This is a genomic window from Streptomyces sp. NPDC126510, from assembly GCF_040302345.1.
Taxonomy (GTDB): domain Bacteria; phylum Actinomycetota; class Actinomycetes; order Streptomycetales; family Streptomycetaceae; genus Streptomyces.
Map to the genome: position 1 here is coordinate 1 of NZ_JBEORR010000042.1, position 20,691 is coordinate 20,691.

The following is a 20,691-nucleotide window of genomic DNA, read 5'->3' on the forward strand; positions in this document are numbered from 1 at the left end:
GTTGATAGGCCGGATATGGAAGCACGGTAACGTGTGGAGTTGACCGGTACTAATAGGCCGAGGGCTTGTCCTCAGTTGCTCGCGTCCACTGTGTTAGTTCTGAGACAACGAACAGTTGTCGGCTTTGAGCTGAACTCACAATTGAAGAGTGTGCTTGTTCGCTCGAAACCATTAGGGTTTCGGTGGTTATAGCGTAGGGGAAACGCCCGGTTACATTCCGAACCCGGAAGCTAAGCCTTACAGCGCCGATGGTACTGCAGGGGGGACCCTGTGGGAGAGTAGGACGCCGCCGAACAATCTTTGGAAGGACCCTTGGTCCCAGCGTTCAGCTGGGACCAAGGGTCCTTTTTTGTTTTTGCAGTGCGCGCTGGGCACCCGGCTGCGCGAGAATGACTTGCGGTACCGAAGACAGGAGTCACCATGTCCACCAACTCTCCCGACGACCGACCGGAGCGCGACCAGCGGCGACGGGAGGGGGACCGGAGCGACCGCAACGACCGCGGCGGTCAGCGAGGGGGCCGCGGGGACCGTGGAGGCTTCCGCCGCGACGACCGCGGCGGCAACGACCGTGGCGGCTACGGACGTCGTGACGGTGACCGGGGGGACCGCGGCGGCGACCGCGGTGATCGCCCCGAGCGCGGCGAGCGCGGTGGTTTCCGTCGTGACGACAGCCGTGGTGGTGACACCCGTGGCGGTGGGTACGGCCGGCGCGACGATCGTGACCGCGGTCCGCGCAGGGACGACCGCGACCGCGGTGGCTTCCGTCGTGACGACCGGGGCGACCGTCCCCCCTTCCGTCGTGACGACCGCGACGACCGCGGTGAGCGTCGCGATGATCGGGACCGTGGTGGTTTCCGTCGTGACGACAGCCGTGGTGGTGACAGCCGTGGCGGTGGCTACGGCCGGCGCGACGACCGTGACCGCGGTCCGCGCAGGGACGACCGCGACCGCGGCGGGTTCCGTGGCCGTGACGACCGCGGTGACCGGCCTGCCTTCCGCCGTGACGACCGAGGCGAGCGGCCTGCCTTCCGGCGCGACGACAGGCGGGACGACCACCGTGATGACCGCCGTGATGACCGGCGTGGCGAGAGGCGTGACGGCGATCGCGGTGGGTTCCCCCGCCGCGACGACCGTGGTGGCTTCCGCCGTGACGACAACCGCGACGACCGTGGTGGCTTCCGCCGTGACGACAACCGCGACGACCGTGGTGGCTTCCGCCGTGACGACAACCGCGACCGTGGCTTCCGTAGCGACGACCGGGACCGTTCCAGGGACGGCGACCGCGGTTTCCGGCGTGACGACCGTGGTGGTTTCCGAAGCCGCGACGACCGCCGTGATGACCGACGCGACGAGCGGCGTGGAGACGACCGTGGGGAGCGCGGCGGATTCCGGCGCGACGACGCGGGTCGGGGCGGGCGCCCCGGCTTCCGTCGCGACGACGGCCCCCGCAGCGACCGTGGCGATTTCCGGCGGGACGACAACCGCGGTGACCGCAGTAACTTCCGCGGACGTGACGACCGCCGTGACGACCGCGGCGGACGCGGTCCCCGACGGGACGACCGGGGTGACCGGGGCTTCCGGCGTGACGGCGATCGGCGTGACGGCGACCGTGGTGGTTTCCGCGGCCGTGACGACCGGCGTGGTCCCGGCCGGTTCCGTGAGGAGCGCGAGCGGGACAGGGAGCCGATCAAGCGGCTGCCGATCCCCGAGGACGTCACGGGTGACGAGATCGACAAGGACGTACGGCAGGAGCTGCAGAGCCTGCCCAAGACGCTCGCGGAGGATGTCGCCAGGAACCTCGTGATGGTCGCGCGGCTCCTCGACGAGGACCCCGAGGGCGCGTACGGCTACTCCAGGGTGGCGCTGCGGCTGGCGTCGCGTGTCGCCGCCGTGCGGGAAGCCGCCGGATTCGCCGCGTACGCCAGTCAGAAGTACAGCGAGGCGCTGGCCGAGTTCCGGGCCGCCAAGCGGATGACCGGGAACATCGACCTGTGGCCTGTCATGGCCGACTGCGAGCGTGGGCTCGGCCGGCCGGAGAAGGCGCTGGACATGGCCGGGGCGCCCGAGGTGCACAAGCTCGACAAGGCCGGTCAGGTCGAGATGCGACTCGTCGCGGCCGGTGCCCGGCGGGACATGGGGCAGCTGGACGCGGCCATCGTGACGCTGCAGAGCCCCGAGCTGGCTGCGAACTCCGTGCAGCCCTGGACCGCGCGCCTGCGGTACGCCTACGCCGACGCGCTGCTCGCCGCCGGGCGGGAGAGCGAGGCGCGGGAATGGTTCGCGAAGGCCGTCGAGGCCGACCGTGACGGCAGCACCGACGCCTCGGACCGGCTCGCCGAGCTGGACGGCGTGGAGTTCGTCGACGCCATGGTCGAGGACGAGGACGAGGACAGCGAGGCTCCGGCCCCGCAGAAGGCGGACGAGAGCAAGGCCGAGGGCGAGACCGAGAGCAAGGCCGAGGGCGAGACCGAGGACAAGACCGAGGTCGAGGGCGAGAACGACAAGGACTGACGTCCGAGGGAAGGGGCGGGACCCGAGGCCTCACAGCCCGGGGCCCGCCCCTTCGTCATGCCTCGTGCGTCATGTCGGCGCCGGCTTACGTCCTGTCAGAGGTCCAGTGCCCGCAGGACCAGACCCGTCGCCGGTTTCGGGCCGAACGATGTCGACTTGCGGGGCATCGTCACGCCCTGGCGGGCCAGCTCGCGGACGACCTCCTCGCGGACCGGGTGCATCAGGACGGCCGTTCCGCCGTCGCGTTCCGCCTTCTCGACCGTCGCCGCCGTGTCGTGGATGTAGGCGATGTGGGCGGGGGAGTCCTCGGAGATGCGCCAGACGTGTTCGAGGAGCGTGGCGTGCAGGACTGTCGCGTCCAGGGTGCGCCAGGCCGTGGGGCGGTCGGCGGGGATCGTACGGGCCAGCAGGTCCGGGTCCGGGTGGTCGACGAGGTGGAAGGCGCCGTCGCCGGCCAGCAGGAACGCGTTGCCGGCGCAGGCCGCGTCGGCCAGGGTGTCCAGGGCCCCGGACAGTGGGACGTCGAGGCGGCGCACGCGGAAGTGGCCCTCCAGGGCTGCCACGGCCTCGGCGACCGGGAGATCGTGCAGGAGGCGGTGGATGGCGCGGACCCGGAGGGGGTAGCGGGCCGTGTCGACGAGGAGGACCAGGCCGTGGTCCCACGGGCTGGGGGAGGGGTGTTCCGCGCGAAGGCGGCGGTAGGTCGCCCAGCGGTGGTGGCCGTCGGCGATCAGGGCCTGGTGCCGGCCGAGGTCCGTCTGGATCGTGGCCAGATCCTCAGGGGCGGTGACCGACCACAGGCGGTGGTGGAAGCCGTCCTCGGTGGTGGTGGCCAGGAGCGGCGGCCGGTCGGCGGTGCGCTCGATCAGGTCCGCCGTGGCGGTCGTCGAGCCGTTGCCCCGGTAGGTGAGCAGGAGGGGTTCGAGGTTGGCCGCGGTGGCCCGCATCAGCGCCGCGCGGTCGGCGACGATGTGTGGCATGACGTCCTCGTGCGGCAGCACCAGCTGCTCGGCCGGGTCCGACACGCGCAGGGCGCCGATGATGCCGCGTTGCAGCATGCCGTCGCCGTCCTGCTGCTCGTAGACGTAGAGGCCGGGTTCCGGGTCGGTGGTCAGGATGCCCTCGGACAGCCAGCGGCGCAGGGTGTCGGCGGCCCGTTCGTTGCGGGCGCTGGGTGTGGCGGCCTGGGGGAGGATCAGGCGGACGATGTTGTAGGGGTCGGCGGACTCGAGGTGGTGCAGGCCGTCGGGGCGCACCACGACGTCGTACGGCGGAGATGTCACGGCGGCAAGGCTGCCGACCCGGTCGGGGTCGTAACGAAGGCCTCGGAACGGGGTGAGTTCCAGGCCTCGGTGCGCCGTTGCCTCCGAGTGACCTGCTGAGTTCATCCCGGCATCGTACGGCTGTCGGTGGCATGGGGGATGATCGGGGGAAAGCCGTCGAACGAGGAGCGATGCGGGATGAGCCGAAGCGTCAGGACGAGGCCCGAGGGCAGTGGGCAGGCCCTGAGCGAGGCGTACGACACGGCGCTGCTCGATCTGGACGGTGTCGTGTACGCGGGCGGGAGCGCGATCGCGCACGCCGTCGAGTCGCTGGCCACGGCCCGGGAGGGCGGGATGCGCCTGGCGTACGTGACGAACAACGCGCTGCGGACCCCCGACACCGTGGCCGGGCATCTGACGGAGCTGGGGATGCCGACGGGTGCGGAGGACGTCATCACCTCGGCGCAGGCGGTCGCGCGGCTGATCAGCGAGCAGGTGCCGCAGGGCGCCCGCGTGCTGGTGATCGGCGGTGAGGGACTGCGGGTCGCGCTGCGCGAGCGGGGGCTCGTGCCCGTGGAGTCGGCGGACGACGATCCGGCGGCGGTGGTGCAGGGGTTCGGCGGGCCTGATCTGCCGTGGGGCCGGTTCGCCGAGGCCTCCTACGCGGTGGCGCGAGGCGTGCCGTGGTTCGCCTCCAACACCGACCTGACGATTCCCAGCGGGCGCGGTATCGCGCCGGGCAACGGGGCCGCGGTGGAGGTCGTCCGGATCGCGACGGGTGCGGAGCCGCAGGTCGCGGGCAAGCCGTTGCCGCCGATGCACCGGGAGACCATCCTGCGGACCGGGGCGCAGCGGCCGTTGGTGGTCGGGGACCGGCTGGACACCGACATCGAGGGCGCGTTCAACGGGGACGTCGACTCGCTGCTCGTGCTGACCGGTGTCACCGACGGTGCGCAGTTGCTGGCCGCGCCGCCCCAGCACCGGCCGACGTTTGTGGACGCCGATCTGCGAGGGATGCTCGCCGGTCAGCCGGAGGTCGTCGCGGCGCGCGAGGGCGGTTTCCGGTGCGGTGGCTGGACGGCGACGGCCGGTGCGGACCGGCTGGAGCTCGACGGGGAAGGTGAGGCGCTGGACGGGCTGCGCGCGCTGTGTGCCGTGGCGTGGACGGCGGCCGGTGAGGGTGCGTGCGCGCTGGACGGGGGGAAGGCGCTGGCGCGGCTGGGCATCTGAGCGGCTGTCAGCGCCCGGGCCGGGTACCCGGGGCGAGGCGACACCGGATCCTGCCCGGATGCGAGGGTAGGCTAACCTAACCACGTGTTGGTCGAGAGTCCCCCCGAACAGCGCGCGGAGACCGCGCCCGCGCCCCCGACCCGACGGGCGGTAAGAGCCCTCGGGCTGCTCCTGTCCGTGGCGATCCTGGTGCTCGTCGCGCTGGCGAGTATCGCGATCGGAGCGAAAGAGCTGTCCCTCGGGCAGGTCTGGCACGGCTTGTTCGAGGACTCGGGGACCTACGGCGACGTCGTCGTGGCGGAGCGGCTGTCGCGGACCCTGCTCGGGCTGCTCGCCGGCGCCGCGCTCGGTCTGGCCGGGGCGGTCCTGCAGGCCCTCACCCGCAACCCGCTGGCCGATCCCGGACTGCTCGGCATCAACGCCGGCGCCTCCGCCGCGGTCGTCACGGCCATCACGTACTTCGGGGTCACCTCGCTCACCGGCTACGTCTGGTTCGCGTTCCTCGGCGCGGCCGCGGTCGGGGCGCTGGTCTGGTTCCTCGGCGGCAGCCGGGGCGCCACGCCGGTGCGGCTCGCGCTCGCCGGTACGGCCGTCAGCGCCGCGCTGTACGGCTACCTCCAGGCCGTGATGATCATGGATGAGGCGGCGCTGGGCAAGATGCGCTTCTGGACGGTCGGTTCGCTGGCCTCGGCGACGAACTCGACCATCACGCAGGTCCTGCCGTTCCTGCTGACCGGCACGGTCCTGGCCTTGGCCCTGGCCCGGCCGCTCAACGCGATGGCCATGGGCGACGACACCGCCAAGGCGCTCGGCGCCAACCTCAACCGCACCCGGGCGCTGTCGATGCTGGCCGCGACCGTGCTGTGCGGGGCCGCGACCGCCGCCTGCGGGCCGATCGTGTTCGTCGGGCTGATGGTGCCGCACGTGGTGCGCTCGTTCACCGGGCCGGACCTGCGCTGGATCCTGCCGTACGCGGCGATCCTGTCGCCCGTGCTGCTGCTCGGCGCCGATGTCATCGGACGGATCGTGGCCCGCCCTTCGGAGCTCCAGGTGGGTATCGTCACCGCGATCCTCGGCGGGCCGGTGTTCATCTTTCTCGTACGACGGCGGAGGACGGCGCAGCTGTGAAGACCACCAACCGTGCCGTGCGCACCGGCGGGCTCTCGATACGCCTGGACATACGGGCTTTCGTCGTCGTACTCCTGCTGCTCGTCGCGGCGCTCGTGGCGAGTGTCGTGCTCATCGGCACCGGCGACTTCCCCATCCCGGCCGCCGACGTGCTGCGGACGCTGGCCGGCGAGGGCAATCCGGGCCAGGAGTTCATCGTCAACGAACTGCGGCTGCCGCGGGTCCTGGTCGGGCTGCTGGTCGGCGCCTCGCTGGGACTCGGCGGCGCGCTGTTCCAGGCCATCTCCCGCAATCCGCTGGGCAGTCCGGACGTCCTCGGCCTCGGGCAGGGGGCGACGGCCGGCGCGCTCGTCGTGATCGTGCTGACCTCCGGCAGCGCCAACCAGGTCGCCGCCGGGGCGCTGGTGGGCGGTCTGGTGACCGGGCTCGCCATCTACCTGCTCGCCTGGAAACGCGGCGTGCACGGCTACCGGCTGGTCCTGGTCGGCATCGGCGTCTCCGCGATCGTCACGGCGGTCAACGGCTATCTGCTCACCAAGTCGGACATCGTGGACGCCGCCCGCGCGGTGGTGTGGATGACCGGGTCCCTCGACGGCCGGGACTGGAACCAGGTGTGGCCGCTGCTCGCCCTGACCGCCGTGCTGGTGCCGCTCGTCCTGGTCAACGCGCGGGGGCTGCGGATGATGGAGATGGGCGACGACGTGTCGTACGCCCTCGGGGTGCGGGTCGAGCGCGTACGGCTGCTGCTCATGGTGGCGGCCGTGCTGCTCACCGCCTCCGCCACCGCCGCGGCCGGTCCCGTCAGCTTCGTGGCGCTCACCGCGCCGCAGCTGGCCCGGCGCCTGACCCGCTCGCCCGGGCCGAACCTGCTGCCCTCGCTGTGCATGGGCGCCGCCCTGCTGGTCGTCGCCGACTGGGTCTCGCAGCGGGCGTTCGGTGCCGAGCAGCTGCCCGTGGGCGTGGTGACCGGCGTGCTCGGCGGGGTCTACCTGCTGTGGCTGCTGGTCAGCGAGCGCAGAGCCGGCCGGATATGAGCACCGGTGCGGAGAAGAGCACCAGCAGCGGACTGAACAACCAAGGGAGCACCGTGAACCGCCTGTCCGCCGAGAACGTCACCCTCGCCTACGACCAGCGGGTCATCGCCGAGCAGCTGTCGGTGGAGATACCCGATCAGTCGTTCACGGTGATCGTCGGCCCCAACGCGTGCGGCAAGTCGACGCTGCTGCGGGCGCTGTCGCGGATGCTCAAGCCGAGTGAGGGCCGGGTGCTGCTCGACGGGCAGGTCATCCAGTCACTGCCCGCGAAGAAGGTCGCGCGGACCCTCGGCCTGCTGCCCCAGGCGTCGATCGCGCCCGACGGCATCACCGTCGCCGACCTGGTCGGCCGTGGCCGCTACCCGCACCAGGGCATCCTGCGCCAGTGGTCCACCGAGGACGAGCGGGTCGTCCAGGAGTCCATGCGGCAGACGGGCGTCGCCGAGCTCGGCGACCGCTTCGTCGACGAGCTCTCGGGCGGCCAGCGCCAGCGCGTATGGATCGCCATGGCCCTCGCCCAGCAGACGCCGCTGCTGCTCCTCGACGAGCCGACGACGTACCTGGACATCCAGCACCAGATCGACGTCCTGGACCTGTGCGCGGAGCTGCACGAGGAGCAGGGGCGCACGCTCGTCGCCGTGCTGCACGACCTGAACCACGCCGCCCGCTACGCCACCCACCTCATCGCGTTGCGCGAGGGCAGGGTCGTCGCCGAGGGCGCGCCGAAGGACATCGTCACGGCGGAACTGGTCGAGGAGGTCTTCGGGCTGCGGTGCCAGGTCATCGAGGACCCCGAGACGGGCACACCGCTGGTCGTGCCGGCGGCCCGCAAGGCCCGCGTTCCGAGCACGGCCGGGCAAGGCCCGGTGGGGAAGAGCACGGCCGGGAGGAGCGCGGCCGGGAAGGCCGCGGCTACAGAAGCTTCCTGAGCTGGAGCAGGTCACGCACACCGGCGTGCAGCTTCACGCGGCCCGAGCCCCAGGCCTTGGCGAAGTTCAGCTCGCCGCTCACCAGGGCCACCAGGTCGTCGCCGGTCATGGCGAGTCTGATCTCGGCCTTGCCGGGGGGCGGCCCCTGAAGGGTGTCGTGCACCTCGATCCGCCCGCCGCGCATCCGGCCGGCGAAGGTGACGTCGAGGTCCGTGATGTGGCAGCTCACCGAGCGGTCCAGGGCCGCGGCGTCGCGGACGTCCCCTTCGGCGCGCTGCATGTTGTCCGAGAGCTTGTCGAGTGCGCTGCGGCACTCCTCGATCGTGGCCATCGCGGTCGACGGTACCGCAGCGGTTCGCGGTAGCGTCGGGGCATGGACGACGCAGTTCCCGAGACCCCGCCGGTGGCGGAGGAAGAGCCGGCGTACGACCCCGCCGCCCCCGCTCCCCTGAACGTGCCCCGCATGCCCACCGGTGACGCCGGGGTGGATGCCGCCCTGGACCGGCTCGGCGACGCGGACCACCTCGCCACGGACGGGCATCTCGAGGTGTACGAGGATGTACACCGGGGGCTGCGCGACGCGCTCACCGCGCTCGACGTACGCCCGGGACCTCCGGTTCCCGCCCGTCACCCGACCACCACCCCTCAACGAGACCCTTCGGGTCGCCCCCTCTGATCGCCGCACGCACCTAGGAGCTGAACCGAACGTGGCAGGAGTCGCACGTCGCCGTCTGGACGCGGAGCTGGTCCGCCGGAAGCTCGCGCGCTCGCGTGAGCACGCCGCGCAGCTGATCGCCGCCGGACGGGTCTCCGTGGGCAAGACCGTCGCGACGAAACCCGCCACGCAGGTGGAGACCGCGGCCGCGATCCTGGTCGCCCAGGACGACAGCGACCCCGACTACGTCTCGCGCGGCGGCCACAAGCTGGCCGGCGCGCTCGCGGTGTTCGGCCCTCAGGGGCTGGCCGTCGAGGGGCGCAGGGCGCTCGACGCGGGCGCGTCCACCGGCGGTTTCACCGACGTCCTGCTGCGCGCGGGCGCGGCCCATGTCGTCGCCGTGGACGTCGGATACGGACAACTCGCGTGGTCCCTCCAGAAGGATGAACGCGTCACCGTCAAGGACCGTACGAACGTACGCGAGTTGACGCTTGAAGCGATCGATGGGGAGCCTGTGGATCTTGTCGTGGGGGATCTGTCCTTCATCCCGCTCGGGCTGGTCCTGCCCGCCCTGGTGCGGTGCGTGAAGCCGGACGCCGATCTGGTGATGATGGTCAAGCCACAGTTCGAGGTGGGCAAGGAGCGCCTCGGCAGCGGGGGAGTGGTACGCAGCACCCAGCTGCGGGCCGAAGCGGTACGGGGGGTGGCCGAGAAGGCCTGGGGGCTGGGGCTCGGGGTGAAGGGCGTGACGGCCAGTCCGCTGCCCGGGCCGTCGGGGAATGTCGAATACTTTCTGTGGCTGCGGTCCGGGGCACCGGAACTGGACCCGGCCGAGGCAGACCGTGCAGTGGCGGAGGGGCCGCGTTGACCGAGAACCGAGCTCGTACTGTTTTCCTGCTCGCCCACACGGGCCGGCCCGCGGCCGTGCGCAGTGCCGAGCTCGTCGTGAAGGGGCTGCTGCGCTCCGGTCTCGGCGTGCGCGTCCTGGAGGCCGAGGCGCGCGACCTGCCGCTGCCGGCGGAGGTGGAGCTGGTCAAGGAGGCCACTCCGCAGTGCCTTGACGGGTGTGAGCTGCTGATCGTGCTGGGCGGCGACGGCACACTGCTGCGCGGCGCGGAGTTCGCACGGGCGTCGGGCGTGCCGATGCTCGGCGTCAACCTCGGGCGCGTCGGGTTCCTCGCGGAGGCCGAGCGGGACGACCTCGACAAGGTCGTCGACCGGGTGGTGACCAAGGCGTACGAGGTCGAGGAGCGGATGACCGTCGACGTCGTGGTGCACCAGAACGGCGACATCGTGCACACGGACTGGGCGCTGAACGAGGCGGCCGTGCAGAAGGTGTCCGCCGAGCGGATGCTGGAGATCGTCCTGGAGATCGACGGACGGCCGGTCACGGGCTTCGGCTGTGACGGGATCGTGTGCGCCACGCCCACGGGGTCGACGGCGTACGCCTTCTCGGCGGGCGGGCCGGTGGTGTGGCCGGAGGTCGAGGCGCTGCTGATGGTGCCGATCTCCGCGCACGCGCTGTTCGCGAAGCCGCTCGTGACATCGCCGGATTCGGTGTTGGCTGTGGAGGTTCTGCCCCACATTCCGCCCGGGGTGCTGTGGTGTGACGGGCGGCGGACGGTGGAGTTGCCGGCGGGGGCGCGGGTGGAGGTGCGGCGGGGGGCTGTGCCGGTGCGGCTGGCCCGGCTGCATCACGCGTCCTTTACGGACCGTTTGGTGGCGAAGTTCGCGCTGCCGGTTTCCGGGTGGCGGGGCGCCCCTCATTAGCCGGTTGTTCGCGGTTGGCGGGTGCGGGGCATCTGTGGCTCGTAGCGCGGTTCCCCGCGCCCCCAAGAAGCCGATCACCACTCTCGTGGGTGACAGGGGCGGCCCAGTCGCACTCGCGGGTCGCGACCTCGTAAGGTCGTGTCCGTGTTGGAGGAGATGCGGATACGGTCGCTGGGCGTGATCGACGACGCTGTCGTCGAGCTGTCGCCCGGGTTCACCGCGGTGACCGGTGAGACGGGTGCGGGCAAGACCATGGTGGTCACCAGCCTGGGGTTGCTGCTGGGCGGGCGGGCCGACCCCGCGCTCGTGCGGATCGGGGCCGGCAAGGCCGTCGTGGAGGGGCGGATCACCGTTCCCCGCGACGCCACGGCCGCGGTGCGAGCCGAGGAGGCCGGGGCCGAGCTGGACGACGGGGCCCTGCTGATCAGCCGTACCGTCTCCGCCGAGGGGCGCTCGCGGGCGCACCTGGGCGGGCGCAGCGTGCCCGTGGGCGTGCTCGCCGAGCTCGCGGACGAGCTGGTGGCCGTGCACGGGCAGACCGACCAGCAGGGGCTGCTCAAGCTGTCCCGGCAGCGGCAGGCGCTCGACCGGTACGCGGGCGACGCGGTCGGCGGGCCGCTGGCCAAGTACGGCGAGGCGTACAAGCGGCTGCGGGCAGTGGCCGCCGAGCTCGACGAGATCACCAACCGGGCGCGGGAACGGGCCCAGGAGGCCGACCTGCTGCGCTTCGGGCTCGACGAGATCGCCGCCGTCGAACCCCGGGCCGGTGAGGACGTGGAGCTGGCCGAGGAGGCCGAGCGGCTCGGGCACGCCGAGGCGCTGGCATCCGCCGCCGCGGCCGCGCACGCCGCCCTCGCGGGCAACCCGGAGGACCCGGAGGGCGTCGACGCCGGGACCCTCGTAGCGGGCGCGCAGCGGGCTCTGGACGCCGTACGGTCGCACGACTCGGCGCTGGCCGCGCTCGCCGACCGCGTCGGGGAGATCGGGATCCTGCTGCGCGACGCGGCGGGCGACCTGGCGGGGTACGCCGACGACCTGGACGCCGATCCGCTGCGGCTCGCGGCCGTCGAGGAGCGGCGGGCCGCGCTCACCGGACTGACCCGGAAGTACGGTGAGGACATCGCCACCGTGCTGGCCTGGGCCGAGCAGAGCGCCGCGAGACTCACCGAACTCGAGGGCGACGACGAGCGGATCGGGGAGCTGACCGCCGAGCGGGACGCTCTGCGGTCCGAACTGGGCGGGCTGGCGCAGGCGTTGACGGACGCCCGGACGGAGGCCGCCGAGCGGTTCGCCGCCGCCGTGACCGCCGAGCTGGCCTCGCTCGCCATGCCGCACGCGCGCGTGTCCTTCGACATCCGGCAGACCGAGGACCCCGACGGCGTCGAGGTCGGCGGCCGTCCGGTCGCCTACGGCCCCGCGGGCGCCGACGAGGTCGAGTTGCTGCTGGCCCCGCACCCGGGCGCGCCGCCCCGGCCGATCGCCAAGGGCGCGTCCGGCGGTGAGCTGTCACGGGTGATGCTGGCCGTGGAGGTCGTGTTCGCGGGGACGGATCCCGTGCCGACGTACCTCTTCGACGAGGTCGACGCCGGGGTCGGCGGCAAGGCGGCGGTCGAGATCGGCCGGCGGCTCGCGCGGCTGGCGAAGACCGCGCAGGTCGTGGTCGTGACGCATCTGCCGCAGGTGGCCGCCTTCGCCGACCGGCAGTTGCTGGTCGAGAAGACCAACGACGGGTCCGTGACCCGCTCCGGCGTCAAGGTCCTCGAGGGGGAGGACCGGGTACGGGAGCTGTCCCGCATGCTCGCCGGCCAGGAGGACTCCGAGACGGCCCGGGCGCACGCGGAGGAACTGCTCGCGGCGGCCAGGGCGGACGCCTAGGTCTGTTGCGAAAGTGGCGTCGCACGGCGGAGACCGCGTTCGCAACAGCCCCTCGGAGCGATGCACCGGCGGTGGTGTGACAAGGGCCGGGTGGGTCGCCCGATTTCACTCGTGTGGGTGACCCGGCCCGGCGCACACCCCTGATGCCGCGCCCCGCTGTCGCGTCGCGGGGGCTCCGGCGTTCCCGGAACCCCCTTATGTCCTGGCATCCTTGGCGGAGTACGCGTCGTGACCGCCCGACCCGAACCAGGAGCCCGGCCACGTGACCCCCGTGAGCAGCCACTCACCGCACGGCCAGTTGCCGCTGCGCACCGTGCAGGTGCTGGGCGGAGGCAATGCCGCCAGCAGTGCGCATGTGCGCTCGCTGGCCGCGGGGCTCGTCGCGCGGGGCGTGAAAGTCACGGTGTGCGCCCCTTACGAGGCCGATCGCGCCTATGACTTCAGCGGAGTCGGCGCCGACCACGTGCACGTGCCGCGCAGCAGCGACCCGGTGTCGGTGGCGGCGCTTCGCGCGGCCTGCGCCCACGCCGATCTGGTGCACGCGCACGGCCTGCACGCCTCCTTCCGTACCGTCCTCGCCCTCAGCGGGCGGCGCGTGCGCACACCGCTGGTGGTGACGTGGCACGACCGGGCGCACGCCGACGGGGCCCGTGCCCACATGCTGCGGGTGCTGGAGCGCAGGGTCGTGAAGGCGTCCACCGTGGTGCTGGGGACGACCTCGCCGCTCGTGGACCGGGCCAGGCTCACCGGCGCGCGGGACGCCCGGCTCGCGGCCGTCGCCCTGCCCGGCCCCCGCAGCCCCCGCGAACACGACGACCCCGACCGGCTGCGGCCCAAGGTGCGCGCCGAACTCGGAGCCGTCGGAAGGCCGTTGCTGATGGCCGTCGGCTCCCTGGAACGGCACCGCGGGTACGACGTGCTGCTGGACGCCGCACGCGCCTGGCGCCGGCTCGACCCCGTGCCGCTGGTCGTGATCGCCGGGGAAGGTCCGCTGCGTGGTGAACTCCAGGGCCGGATCGAGGAGGAGGGGCTGGCGGTCCGGCTCATCGGGCGGCGTGACGACATCACCGACCTGCTCGCCGCCGCCGACCTGGCCCTGCTGCCGAGCCGCTGGGAGGCCCGCTCCGTCCTCGCTCAGGAGGCCCTCCACGCGCGCGTGCCGCTCGTCGCGACGGAGGTCGGCGGCATCCCCGAACTCGTCGGCGACGCGGCCGAACTCGTCCCGTACGGCGACGCGAAGGCCCTGGCCGACGCCGTCGTACGGCTGCTCGACGACCCGGCGCGCCGGGAGCTGCTGACGGCCAGGGGCGCCCGGCAGGCCGCCACCTGGCCGACCGAGGACGAGACGGTCGCCCAGGTCCTCAGCGTGTACGACGAGCTGACGCAACCCCGCCCGCTCGCCTAGCGGCGCTCAGGGGCCTCTAGGGGACGTGTCTGCGGGCCCGCAGGGCCAGGCTCAGGGCCAGGACCGTCTGCGGGTCGTCGAGGTCCGTGCCGAGCAACTCCCCGATGCGGGCCAGACGGTTGTACAGGGTCTGCCGGTTCAGATGCAGCTCCCGGGCCGTCTCGGCCTTGCGTCCGGCGTGGGCGAGGTAGGTCGTCAACGTGGGCAGCAGCGGCGGCCGGGAACGGCGGTCGTGTTCCAGCAGCGGGCCGAGGGCGCGGTCGACGAAGGCCGCCAGGTCCGGATGGTCGCGCAGCCGCCACAGCAGCAGGTCGATGTCGAGCCGGCGGGCGTCGTACCAGGGCCGGTCCGCAAGCCCCTGGGCCGCCGTGGCCGTCTCGGCCGCGTGCCGCAGGCCCGAGGCCGCCGCCGGCCAGCCGCCGGCCGTCCCCACGACCACCACGGGCGGTTGCCCGCCCGGCCGCGGTATCCCGGCCCGGCCCACACCGGCCCGCAGCGCCGCCGCGACCCGGTCCGCGACGGCCGCCCGCTCCGACTCCGCACGCAGCCCGAGCAGCACCAGCACACGCCCCTCCACCGGCCGCACGCCGAGCAGCACGGGCACGCCCACCGCGGCCAGCTCCTCCGAGATCGCCCGGGCCGGAACGGCCCAGCCTCCCCCACCCGGGGACAGGGCTTCCCCGAGCCGCATGACCACCGGCAGCAGCGGCCCCTCGCCCGGACGGAAGCCCAGCACGCGGGCCTGCGCCGGGGCGTCCTCGGCCGTCACCCGGCCCTCGGCGAGGTCGGTGAGGAAGTCGCCCCGCCCGCGCGCCGCCAGCTCCTCCTCCTGGCGGGCCTGCATCAGCACCACGGCCAGGATGCCCGCGGCCCGCTCGGCCGCCATCCGGTGCACCGGCGCCAGGGGAGTGCGCACCGGCAGCAGGACGAGACGCGCCCGGACGCCCCCGCTGCCGGGCCCGCCGCCCGGCACGTCCACCAGGACCGACCCCGCGAGCGGCGGCTCGTCCTTGTGCTGGCCGCGCAGTCCCTCCCACACCTGGAGCGGGTCCGCGCCCTCGGGACCGGCCCCGGCGGCGTACAGCAGCTGCCCGTCCGCGGTCTCCAGGAACACGGGGTTGCCGGCGAAGTCGGCCAGGATGCCGAGCACCTGGGGCACCCCGCCGCCGCCCAGCACGGCCTGAGTGCACCGCCGGTGCACCTCCTCGGCCCGCTGCAACAGGGCGTAGTGGCCGTTGACGATCTCGGTGTGGACCTCTTCCGTGACCGTGACGAACGGCACCTCGCGGTGCAGCTGGACCAGGGGCAGCCCGGCCGCGCGCGCGGTGTCGACGAGGGCCGCGGGCAGCCGGGTGAAGCGCGGTCCGAGCTCCACGACCAGGGCCGCGATGCCGCGCTCGGCCAGGGTGCGCACGAACGCCCGCTGCTCGGCAGGGCGGGTGCCGAGACCGTAGCCCGTGCTCAGCAGCAGTTCCCCGCCCTTGAGCAGCGAGGCGATGTGCGGCACTTCGCCCGCGTGCACCCAGCGCACGGTCCGCCCGAGCCGATCGGCCCCCGCCAGCACCTCGGGCAGGCCGCTGCGCAGCCCCGGCAGTTCCAGCGCCCGCCGCACGGTGATCCCGGCGCCCTGGGTGTCGTGCGCGCTGTCCGTCCCGCTGTCCATGTGCCGGACGCTACCCGCGCGGGTGCCTCACGGACATCTCCGGAGGGGCAGCGGGACGATCACCGCCCGGATCTCGTCGCGGACCACCCCGATTACGGGGTGATCGGCCGGGTAGGGCGCCGTCATGGACATGAGCGTGGTCGCGGTGGGGCGGGAGGACGACAGTCCGGTCGAGGAGCCGTTGCGGTCCGCGGTGCTCGCCGACCGGCTCGGGTACCGGGAGGTGTGGGCGGGCGAGGGACCCACGTGGGACTCGTTCGTCCTGGCCGCGGCGATCGGCGCGGCCACCGAGCGGGTCGCGTTGACCGCCGGGCCCGTGCCGGTGTCGGTGCGGGACCCGCTGACCATCGTGCGGGGCGCCGCTTCGGCCGCGGCCGTCACCGGCCGGCCCGTCGGCGTCGCCCTTGGCACCTCCAGCAAGCGCGTCGTCGAGGGCGTGCACGGCAGGCCGCGCACCCGGCCCGCCGCCGCCCTCGCGGAGTCGGCGGCGGCCGTGCGGACACTGATGCAGGGCGTGCCCGGCGAGCCGATCGTGCCCGGCAGCGGCTTCCTGCGCCGGCTCCCGCCGCCCGGAGGGACGGTCACCGTCGCGGCGTTCGGGGAGCGGGCGGTGGCCGCGGCCGTCGGGCACGCCGACCGGATGCTGCTCGACCTCGTCTCGCCCGAGCAGGTCCGCATGCTGCGGGCCCGGATGCACGCCGCCGCGGAGAAGGCGGGCCGGACACCGCCGCGGCTGGCCGCCTGGCTGCCCGCCGCCGTCGACCCGGAGCCGGAGTCGCTCACCCAGATCCTGCGCAGCGTCGTGGGCTACCTCGCCGTGCCGGGTTACAGCGACATGTTCGTCGACGCGGGGTTCGCCGCCGTCGTCGAGCTGGCCGCCAAGGGCGCCGACCCGGACACCCTGCTGCGGGCCCTGCCGCCCGAGGCCGCGGGCACGGTCGCCCTGGTCGGCGACACGGACACCGTCCGCGCCCGCATCGCCGCCTACGCCGAGGCCGGGCTGGACGAGATCGCCCTGGTCCCGGCCACGGCCGGCGACCCCGCGGGGGAGCGCACGCTCACGGCTCTCAGGCCGCAGTGACACTCCAGGGGGCCCACTTACGGCTTCTCAGGCCGCAGTGACACCCCCGGGGCCGCCCGCTTACGGCTCTGAGGCCGCGGTGCCCCCCCCGGGGGCCGCCCGCTCAGCCGCCGTACGCGCCCGAAGCGGTCAGACGCAGGGCCGTGTCGATCAGCGGCACGTGGCTGAACGCCTGCGGGAAGTTGCCGACCTGGCGCTGCAGGCGTGGGTCCCACTCCTCGGCCAGCAGACCGAGGTCGTTGCGCAGCGACAACAGCTTCTCGAACAGCTTGCGGGCCTCGTCGACGCGGCCGATCATCGCCAGGTCGTCGGCCATCCAGAACGAGCAGGCCAGGAACGCGCCCTCGTCGCCGGGCAGACCGTCGACATTCTCGTCACCGCTGGTGGTCGGGTAGCGCAGGATGAAGCCGTCCGACGTGGACAGCTCCCGCTGGATCGCCTCGATCGTGCCGATGACCCGCTTGTCGTCCGGCGGCAGGAAGCCCACCTGCGGGATCAGCAGCAGGGAGGCGTCCAGCTCCTTCGAGCCGTACGACTGCGTGAAGGTGTTGCGCTCCTTGTCGTAGCCCCGCTCGCACACGTCCCGGTGGATGTCGTCGCGCAGCTCCCGCCAGCGCTCCAGCGGGCCGTCCGCGTCGCCGGACTCGATCAGCTTGATCGTGCGGTCGACCGCGACCCAGGCCATCACCTTGGAGTGCACGAAGTGGCGGCGAGGGCCGCGCACCTCCCAGATGCCCTCGTCCGGGTCCTGCCAGTGGTCCTCCAGGTAGCGGATCAGCTTCAGCTGGAGCAGGGAGGCGTAGTCGTTGCGGGCGAGGCCCGTCATGTGGGCCAGGTGCAGGGCCTCGGTGACCTCGCCGTACACGTCCAGCTGGAGCTGGTGGGCCGCGCCGTTGCCGACCCGGACCGGGGTGGAGTTCTCGTAGCCCGGCAGCCAGTCCAGTTCCGCCTCGCCGAGCTCGCGCTCGCCGGCGATGCCGTACATGATCTGCAGGTTCTCCGGGTCTCCGGCCACCGCCCGCAGCAGCCACTCGCGCCAGGCGCGGGCCTCCTCGCGGTAACCGGTGCGCAACAGCGAGGACAGCGTGATCGCCGCGTCGCGCAGCCAGGTGTAGCGGTAGTCCCAGTTGCGGACGCCGCCGATGTCCTCCGGCAGGGAGGTGGTCGGCGCGGCGACGATGCCGCCGGTCGGGGCGTACGTCAGGGCCTTCAGCGTGATCAGCGAGCGGACCACGGCCTCGCGGTAGGGCCCGTGGTACGTACAGTGGTCGACCCACTCGCGCCAGAAGTCCTCCGTCGCCTCCAGCGACTGCTCCGGCTCGGGCAGCGGCGGCGGCTCCTTGTGCGAGGGCTGCCAGGAGATCGTGAACGCGATCCGGTCACCGGGCGCGACCGTGAAGTCCGCGTACGTCGTCAGCGACTTGCCGTAGGTCTCCGCGGATGTGTCGAACCACACGGAGTCGGGACCCGCGACGGCCACCGTGCGCCCCTCGTGCTTGTGCACCCACGGCACCACCCGTCCGTAGGAGAACCGCATCCTGAGCGCCGAGCGCATCGGCACCCGGCCCGAGACGCCCTCCACGATCCGGATGAGCTGCGGGGCGCCGTCACGCGGCGGCATGAAGTCCGTCACCCGGACCGTGCCCCGCTGGGTGTCCCACTCGGACTCCAGGATCAGCGAGTCGCCCCGGTAGCTGCGCCGCGCGGCGGTGGGGGGCTGCTGGTCGGAGGCGTACGCGGGGCCCAGCCGCCAGAAGCCGTGCTCCTCGTTGCCCAGCAGGCCGGCGAAGATGGCGTGCGAGTCGAAGCGGGGCAGGCACAGCCAGTCGACTGTCCCGTCCCGGCAGACCAGGGCAGCGGTCTGCATGTCTCCGATGAGTGCGTAGTCTTCGATGCGCCCGGCCACGTGCAACTCCAGTCGAACGGCCACGTCACCCCACGAGGGGGCTGTCGCTAGTGCGGTCAAGGGGGGTTTTCAGCAAGTCTTGCAGTGCGTCATTGAGCGATGAAGCAAAACAGGTCGCTCAGCCGTGATGCAAAGCGCCAATTCTTGCGCAACGAACTGACGAGCTCACGTTGTTCCGGTGTTACGGGCGGGGGGTGGTGCCGTTGGGCCGGACGGGCTCGGCAGCGAGTGTCCGAGCAGGATACGACGCACGCTGATGATCCGGGTGCTCGTCCAGGCAAGGTGGGTACGCCGAACGAGTGAGCAACGGGTGAGGGACCCGTGACGACGGTCGCCTCCGTGTCGGGATGTGTGCGGAGCGTGGCCGGAAGCCATCGCCTCGCGGCGCTGATACGCTGGTAGCCCGTGGACCGGTGGGCCCCTGCCCGACAGGAAACCCCCGAACCGCAGCGACGGCACCCCGGAGATCTCCGGCGGGCAGCCGCACCGCACCCCCAGACCGCGACCACGGGAGCCCCGTCTTGGCCATGCCGCCCGCCGCATTTCGTAATTCGACGACCAAGCACATCTTCGTCACCGGGGGTGTCGCCTCCTCGCTCGGCAAGGGCCTGACGGCCTCCAGCCTCGGCATGCTGCTCAAGGCCCGGGGCCTGCGCGTCGTGATGCAGAAGCTCGACCCGTACCTGAACGTGGACCCGGGCACGATGAACCCCTTCCAGCACGGTGAGGTGTTCGTCACCAACGACGGCGCCGAGACCGACCTGGACATCGGCCACTACGAGCGCTTCCTCGACCGCGACCTCGACGGCTCCGCGAACGTCACCACCGGCCAGGTCTACAACACCGTGATCGCCAAGGAACGGCGCGGCGAGTACCTGGGCGACACCGTGCAGGTCATCCCGCACATCACCAACGAGATCAAGCACCGCATCCGCCGCATGGCGACGGACGAGGTCGACGTCGTGATCACCGAGGTCGGCGGCACGGTCGGCGACATCGAGTCGCTGCCGTTCCTGGAGACCGTCCGCCAGGTCCGTCACGAGGTCGGCCGTGACAACGTCTTCGTCGTCCATATCTCGCTCCTGCCGTACATCGGCCCCTCGGGTGAGCTGAAGACGAAGCCCACCCAGCACTCGGTTGCGGCCCTGCGCAACATCGGTATCCAGCCGGACGCGATCGTGCTGCGCTGCGACCGCGAGGTGCCCACCGCGATCAAGCGGAAGATCTCGCTGATGTGCGACGTCGACGAGGCCGCCGTCGTGGCCTGCCCCGACGCCCGCTCGATCTACGACATCCCGAAGACGGTGCACGGCGAGGGCCTGGACGCCTACGTCGTCCGCAAGCTGGACCTGCCGTTCCGCGACGTCGACTGGACGACCTGGGACGACCTGCTCGACCGCGTCCACAACCCCGACCACGAGATCACCCTCGCCCTGGTCGGCAAGTACATCGACCTGCCCGACGCCTACCTGTCGGTCACCGAGGCGCTGCGCGCCGGCGGCTTCGCCAACCGGGCCCGCGTGAAGATCAAGTGGGTCACCTCCGACGACTGCAAGACCCCGGCCGGTGCCGCTCAGCAGCTCGGCGACGTCGACGGCGTCTGCATCCCCGGCGGCTTCGGCGACCGCGGTGTGCTCGGCAAGGTCGGCGCGATCAAGTACGCCCGCGAGAACAAGATCCCGCTGCTCGGCCTCTGTCTCGGCCTGCAGTGCATCGTGATCGAGGCCGCGCGCAACCTGGCCGACGTCACCGACGCCAACTCCACCGAGTTCGACCCGGCCACCTCCCACCCGGTCATCTCCACCATGGCCGAGCAGCTCGACATCGTCGCCGGCGAGGGTGACATGGGCGGCACCATGCGGCTCGGCATGTACCCGGCGAAGCTGGCCGAGGGCTCGATCGTGCGCGAGGTGTACGACGGCAAGGAGTACGTCGAGGAGCGCCACCGGCACCGCTACGAGGTGAACAACACCTACCGCGCGGAGCTGGAGAAGAAGGCGGGCATCGTGTTCTCCGGCACCTCGCCGGACGGCAAGCTCGTCGAGTACGTCGAGTACCCCCGCGACGTCCACCCGTACCTGGTCGCGACCCAGGCGCACCCGGAGCTGCGCTCGCGTCCGACGCGTCCGCACCCGCTGTTCGCCGGACTCGTCAGGGCCTCGGTCGAGCGGAAGACTTCCAAGTAACACACCAGTTGTACGGTGGCCGGGGTGCATCCCTTCAAAGGGTGTGCACCCCGGTT

Annotated in this window: 16 protein-coding genes and 1 rRNA gene; 13 read left to right on the forward strand and 4 right to left on the reverse strand. The window is 72.5% G+C overall.

The window, feature by feature from the left end; translation table 11 throughout:
- Positions 1-178: 178 nt before the first annotated feature.
- A 5S ribosomal RNA gene (gene rrf / locus ABTX60_RS37850) occupies positions 179-295 on the forward strand.
- Positions 296-1,695: 1,400 nt separating this feature from the next.
- Positions 1,696-2,511, forward strand: coding sequence for a tetratricopeptide repeat protein (locus ABTX60_RS37855; RefSeq protein WP_352101525.1), 816 nt, complete (start codon positions 1,696-1,698; stop codon positions 2,509-2,511).
- Positions 2,512-2,606: 95 nt separating this feature from the next.
- Here ABTX60_RS37855 and ABTX60_RS37860 read toward each other — a convergent pair whose 3' ends face one another.
- On the reverse strand, positions 2,607-3,899 hold the full coding sequence (locus ABTX60_RS37860; RefSeq protein ID WP_352101471.1) for a DUF1015 domain-containing protein: 1,293 nt from the start codon (positions 3,897-3,899) through the stop codon (positions 2,607-2,609).
- 72 nt (positions 3,900-3,971) lie between these two features.
- Here ABTX60_RS37860 and ABTX60_RS37865 point away from each other — a divergent pair, with 72 nt between their 5' ends.
- The 4 genes from ABTX60_RS37865 to ABTX60_RS37880 all read left to right on the forward strand — a co-directional run bounded on the left by ABTX60_RS37865 (position 3,972) and on the right by ABTX60_RS37880 (position 8,094).
- A complete protein-coding gene (locus ABTX60_RS37865) occupies positions 3,972-5,003 on the forward strand; it encodes an HAD hydrolase-like protein (RefSeq protein WP_352101472.1) in 1,032 nt (343 codons plus the stop codon).
- Positions 5,004-5,087: 84 nt separating this feature from the next.
- Entirely contained in the window at positions 5,088-6,131 is a 1,044-nt protein-coding gene (locus ABTX60_RS37870) for a FecCD family ABC transporter permease (protein ID WP_352101473.1), read from the forward strand.
- On the forward strand, positions 6,128-7,165 hold the full coding sequence (locus ABTX60_RS37875) for a FecCD family ABC transporter permease (RefSeq protein ID WP_352101474.1): 1,038 nt from the start codon (positions 6,128-6,130) through the stop codon (positions 7,163-7,165). The genes ABTX60_RS37870 and ABTX60_RS37875 overlap by 4 nt, the downstream gene beginning before the upstream one ends.
- On the forward strand, positions 7,162-8,094 hold the full coding sequence (locus ABTX60_RS37880) for an ABC transporter ATP-binding protein (protein WP_352101475.1): 933 nt from the start codon (positions 7,162-7,164) through the stop codon (positions 8,092-8,094). Before ABTX60_RS37875 ends, ABTX60_RS37880 begins: the two co-directional genes overlap by 4 nt.
- Here ABTX60_RS37880 and ABTX60_RS37885 read toward each other — a convergent pair.
- Complete coding sequence (locus ABTX60_RS37885) at positions 8,078-8,425, reverse strand: SCP2 sterol-binding domain-containing protein (protein WP_352101476.1); 348 nt, start codon at positions 8,423-8,425, stop codon at positions 8,078-8,080. The genes ABTX60_RS37880 and ABTX60_RS37885 overlap by 17 nt on opposite strands.
- Before the next feature lie 42 nt (positions 8,426-8,467).
- On the opposite strand from ABTX60_RS37885, the gene ABTX60_RS37890 reads away from it, so the two are divergent.
- The 5 genes from ABTX60_RS37890 to ABTX60_RS37910 all read left to right on the forward strand — a co-directional run bounded on the left by ABTX60_RS37890 (position 8,468) and on the right by ABTX60_RS37910 (position 13,799).
- Positions 8,468-8,770, forward strand: coding sequence for a hypothetical protein (locus tag ABTX60_RS37890; protein ID WP_352101477.1), 303 nt, complete (start codon positions 8,468-8,470; stop codon positions 8,768-8,770).
- A 31-nt stretch (positions 8,771-8,801) separates the two neighbouring features.
- Positions 8,802-9,617 carry a TlyA family RNA methyltransferase gene (locus tag ABTX60_RS37895; protein ID WP_053672289.1) on the forward strand — a complete coding sequence of 272 codons (816 nt, stop codon included), beginning with the start codon at positions 8,802-8,804 and terminating at the stop codon, positions 9,615-9,617.
- Positions 9,614-10,519, forward strand: coding sequence for an NAD kinase (locus ABTX60_RS37900; protein WP_344461922.1), 906 nt, complete (start codon positions 9,614-9,616; stop codon positions 10,517-10,519). The genes ABTX60_RS37895 and ABTX60_RS37900 overlap by 4 nt, the downstream gene beginning before the upstream one ends.
- 156 nt (positions 10,520-10,675) lie before the next feature.
- On the forward strand, positions 10,676-12,394 hold the full coding sequence (gene recN / locus ABTX60_RS37905; protein WP_352101526.1) for a DNA repair protein RecN: 1,719 nt from the start codon (positions 10,676-10,678) through the stop codon (positions 12,392-12,394).
- A 262-nt stretch (positions 12,395-12,656) separates the two neighbouring features.
- Complete coding sequence (locus ABTX60_RS37910) at positions 12,657-13,799, forward strand: glycosyltransferase family 4 protein (protein WP_352101478.1); 1,143 nt, start codon at positions 12,657-12,659, stop codon at positions 13,797-13,799.
- A 16-nt stretch (positions 13,800-13,815) separates the two neighbouring features.
- Here ABTX60_RS37910 and ABTX60_RS37915 read toward each other — a convergent pair whose 3' ends face one another.
- Complete coding sequence (locus ABTX60_RS37915; RefSeq protein WP_352101479.1) at positions 13,816-15,462, reverse strand: PucR family transcriptional regulator; 1,647 nt, start codon at positions 15,460-15,462, stop codon at positions 13,816-13,818.
- A gap of 124 nt (positions 15,463-15,586) precedes the next feature.
- Between ABTX60_RS37915 and ABTX60_RS37920 the strand changes: the two genes are divergently transcribed.
- On the forward strand, positions 15,587-16,543 hold the full coding sequence (locus ABTX60_RS37920; protein ID WP_352101480.1) for an LLM class F420-dependent oxidoreductase: 957 nt from the start codon (positions 15,587-15,589) through the stop codon (positions 16,541-16,543).
- Positions 16,544-16,646: 103 nt separating this feature from the next.
- Here the strand turns inward: ABTX60_RS37920 and ABTX60_RS37925 are convergent, their stop codons facing one another.
- Positions 16,647-18,449 (reverse strand): glycoside hydrolase family 15 protein, encoded by a 1,803-nt coding sequence (locus ABTX60_RS37925; RefSeq protein WP_352101527.1) that lies wholly within the window; start codon positions 18,447-18,449, stop codon positions 16,647-16,649.
- Between the two features lie 527 nt (positions 18,450-18,976).
- On the opposite strand from ABTX60_RS37925, the gene pyrG reads away from it, so the two are divergent.
- Positions 18,977-20,635 (forward strand): CTP synthase, encoded by a 1,659-nt coding sequence (gene pyrG, locus ABTX60_RS37930; RefSeq protein ID WP_352101528.1) that lies wholly within the window; start codon positions 18,977-18,979, stop codon positions 20,633-20,635.
- The last annotated feature ends 56 nt before the right edge of the window (positions 20,636-20,691 follow it).

Bases quoted from the DNA above. Each gene is read 5' to 3' on its own strand.
- ABTX60_RS37865 (WP_352101472.1), top strand. From the start codon at position 3,972: ATGAGCCGAAGCGTCAGGACGAGGCCCGAGGGCAGTGGGCAGGCCCTG.
- ABTX60_RS37890 (WP_352101477.1), top strand. From the start codon at position 8,468: ATGGACGACGCAGTTCCCGAGACCCCGCCGGTGGCGGAGGAAGAGCCG.
- ABTX60_RS37920 (WP_352101480.1), top strand. From the start codon at position 15,587: ATGGACATGAGCGTGGTCGCGGTGGGGCGGGAGGACGACAGTCCGGTC.
- ABTX60_RS37915 (WP_352101479.1), bottom strand. From the start codon at position 15,462: ATGGACAGCGGGACGGACAGCGCGCACGACACCCAGGGCGCCGGGATC.
- pyrG (WP_352101528.1), top strand. From the start codon at position 18,977: ATGCCGCCCGCCGCATTTCGTAATTCGACGACCAAGCACATCTTCGTC.
- recN (WP_352101526.1), top strand. From the start codon at position 10,676: ATGCGGATACGGTCGCTGGGCGTGATCGACGACGCTGTCGTCGAGCTG.
- ABTX60_RS37885 (WP_352101476.1), bottom strand. From the start codon at position 8,425: ATGGCCACGATCGAGGAGTGCCGCAGCGCACTCGACAAGCTCTCGGAC.
- ABTX60_RS37880 (WP_352101475.1), top strand. From the start codon at position 7,162: ATGAGCACCGGTGCGGAGAAGAGCACCAGCAGCGGACTGAACAACCAA.
- ABTX60_RS37860 (WP_352101471.1), bottom strand. From the start codon at position 3,899: ATGAACTCAGCAGGTCACTCGGAGGCAACGGCGCACCGAGGCCTGGAA.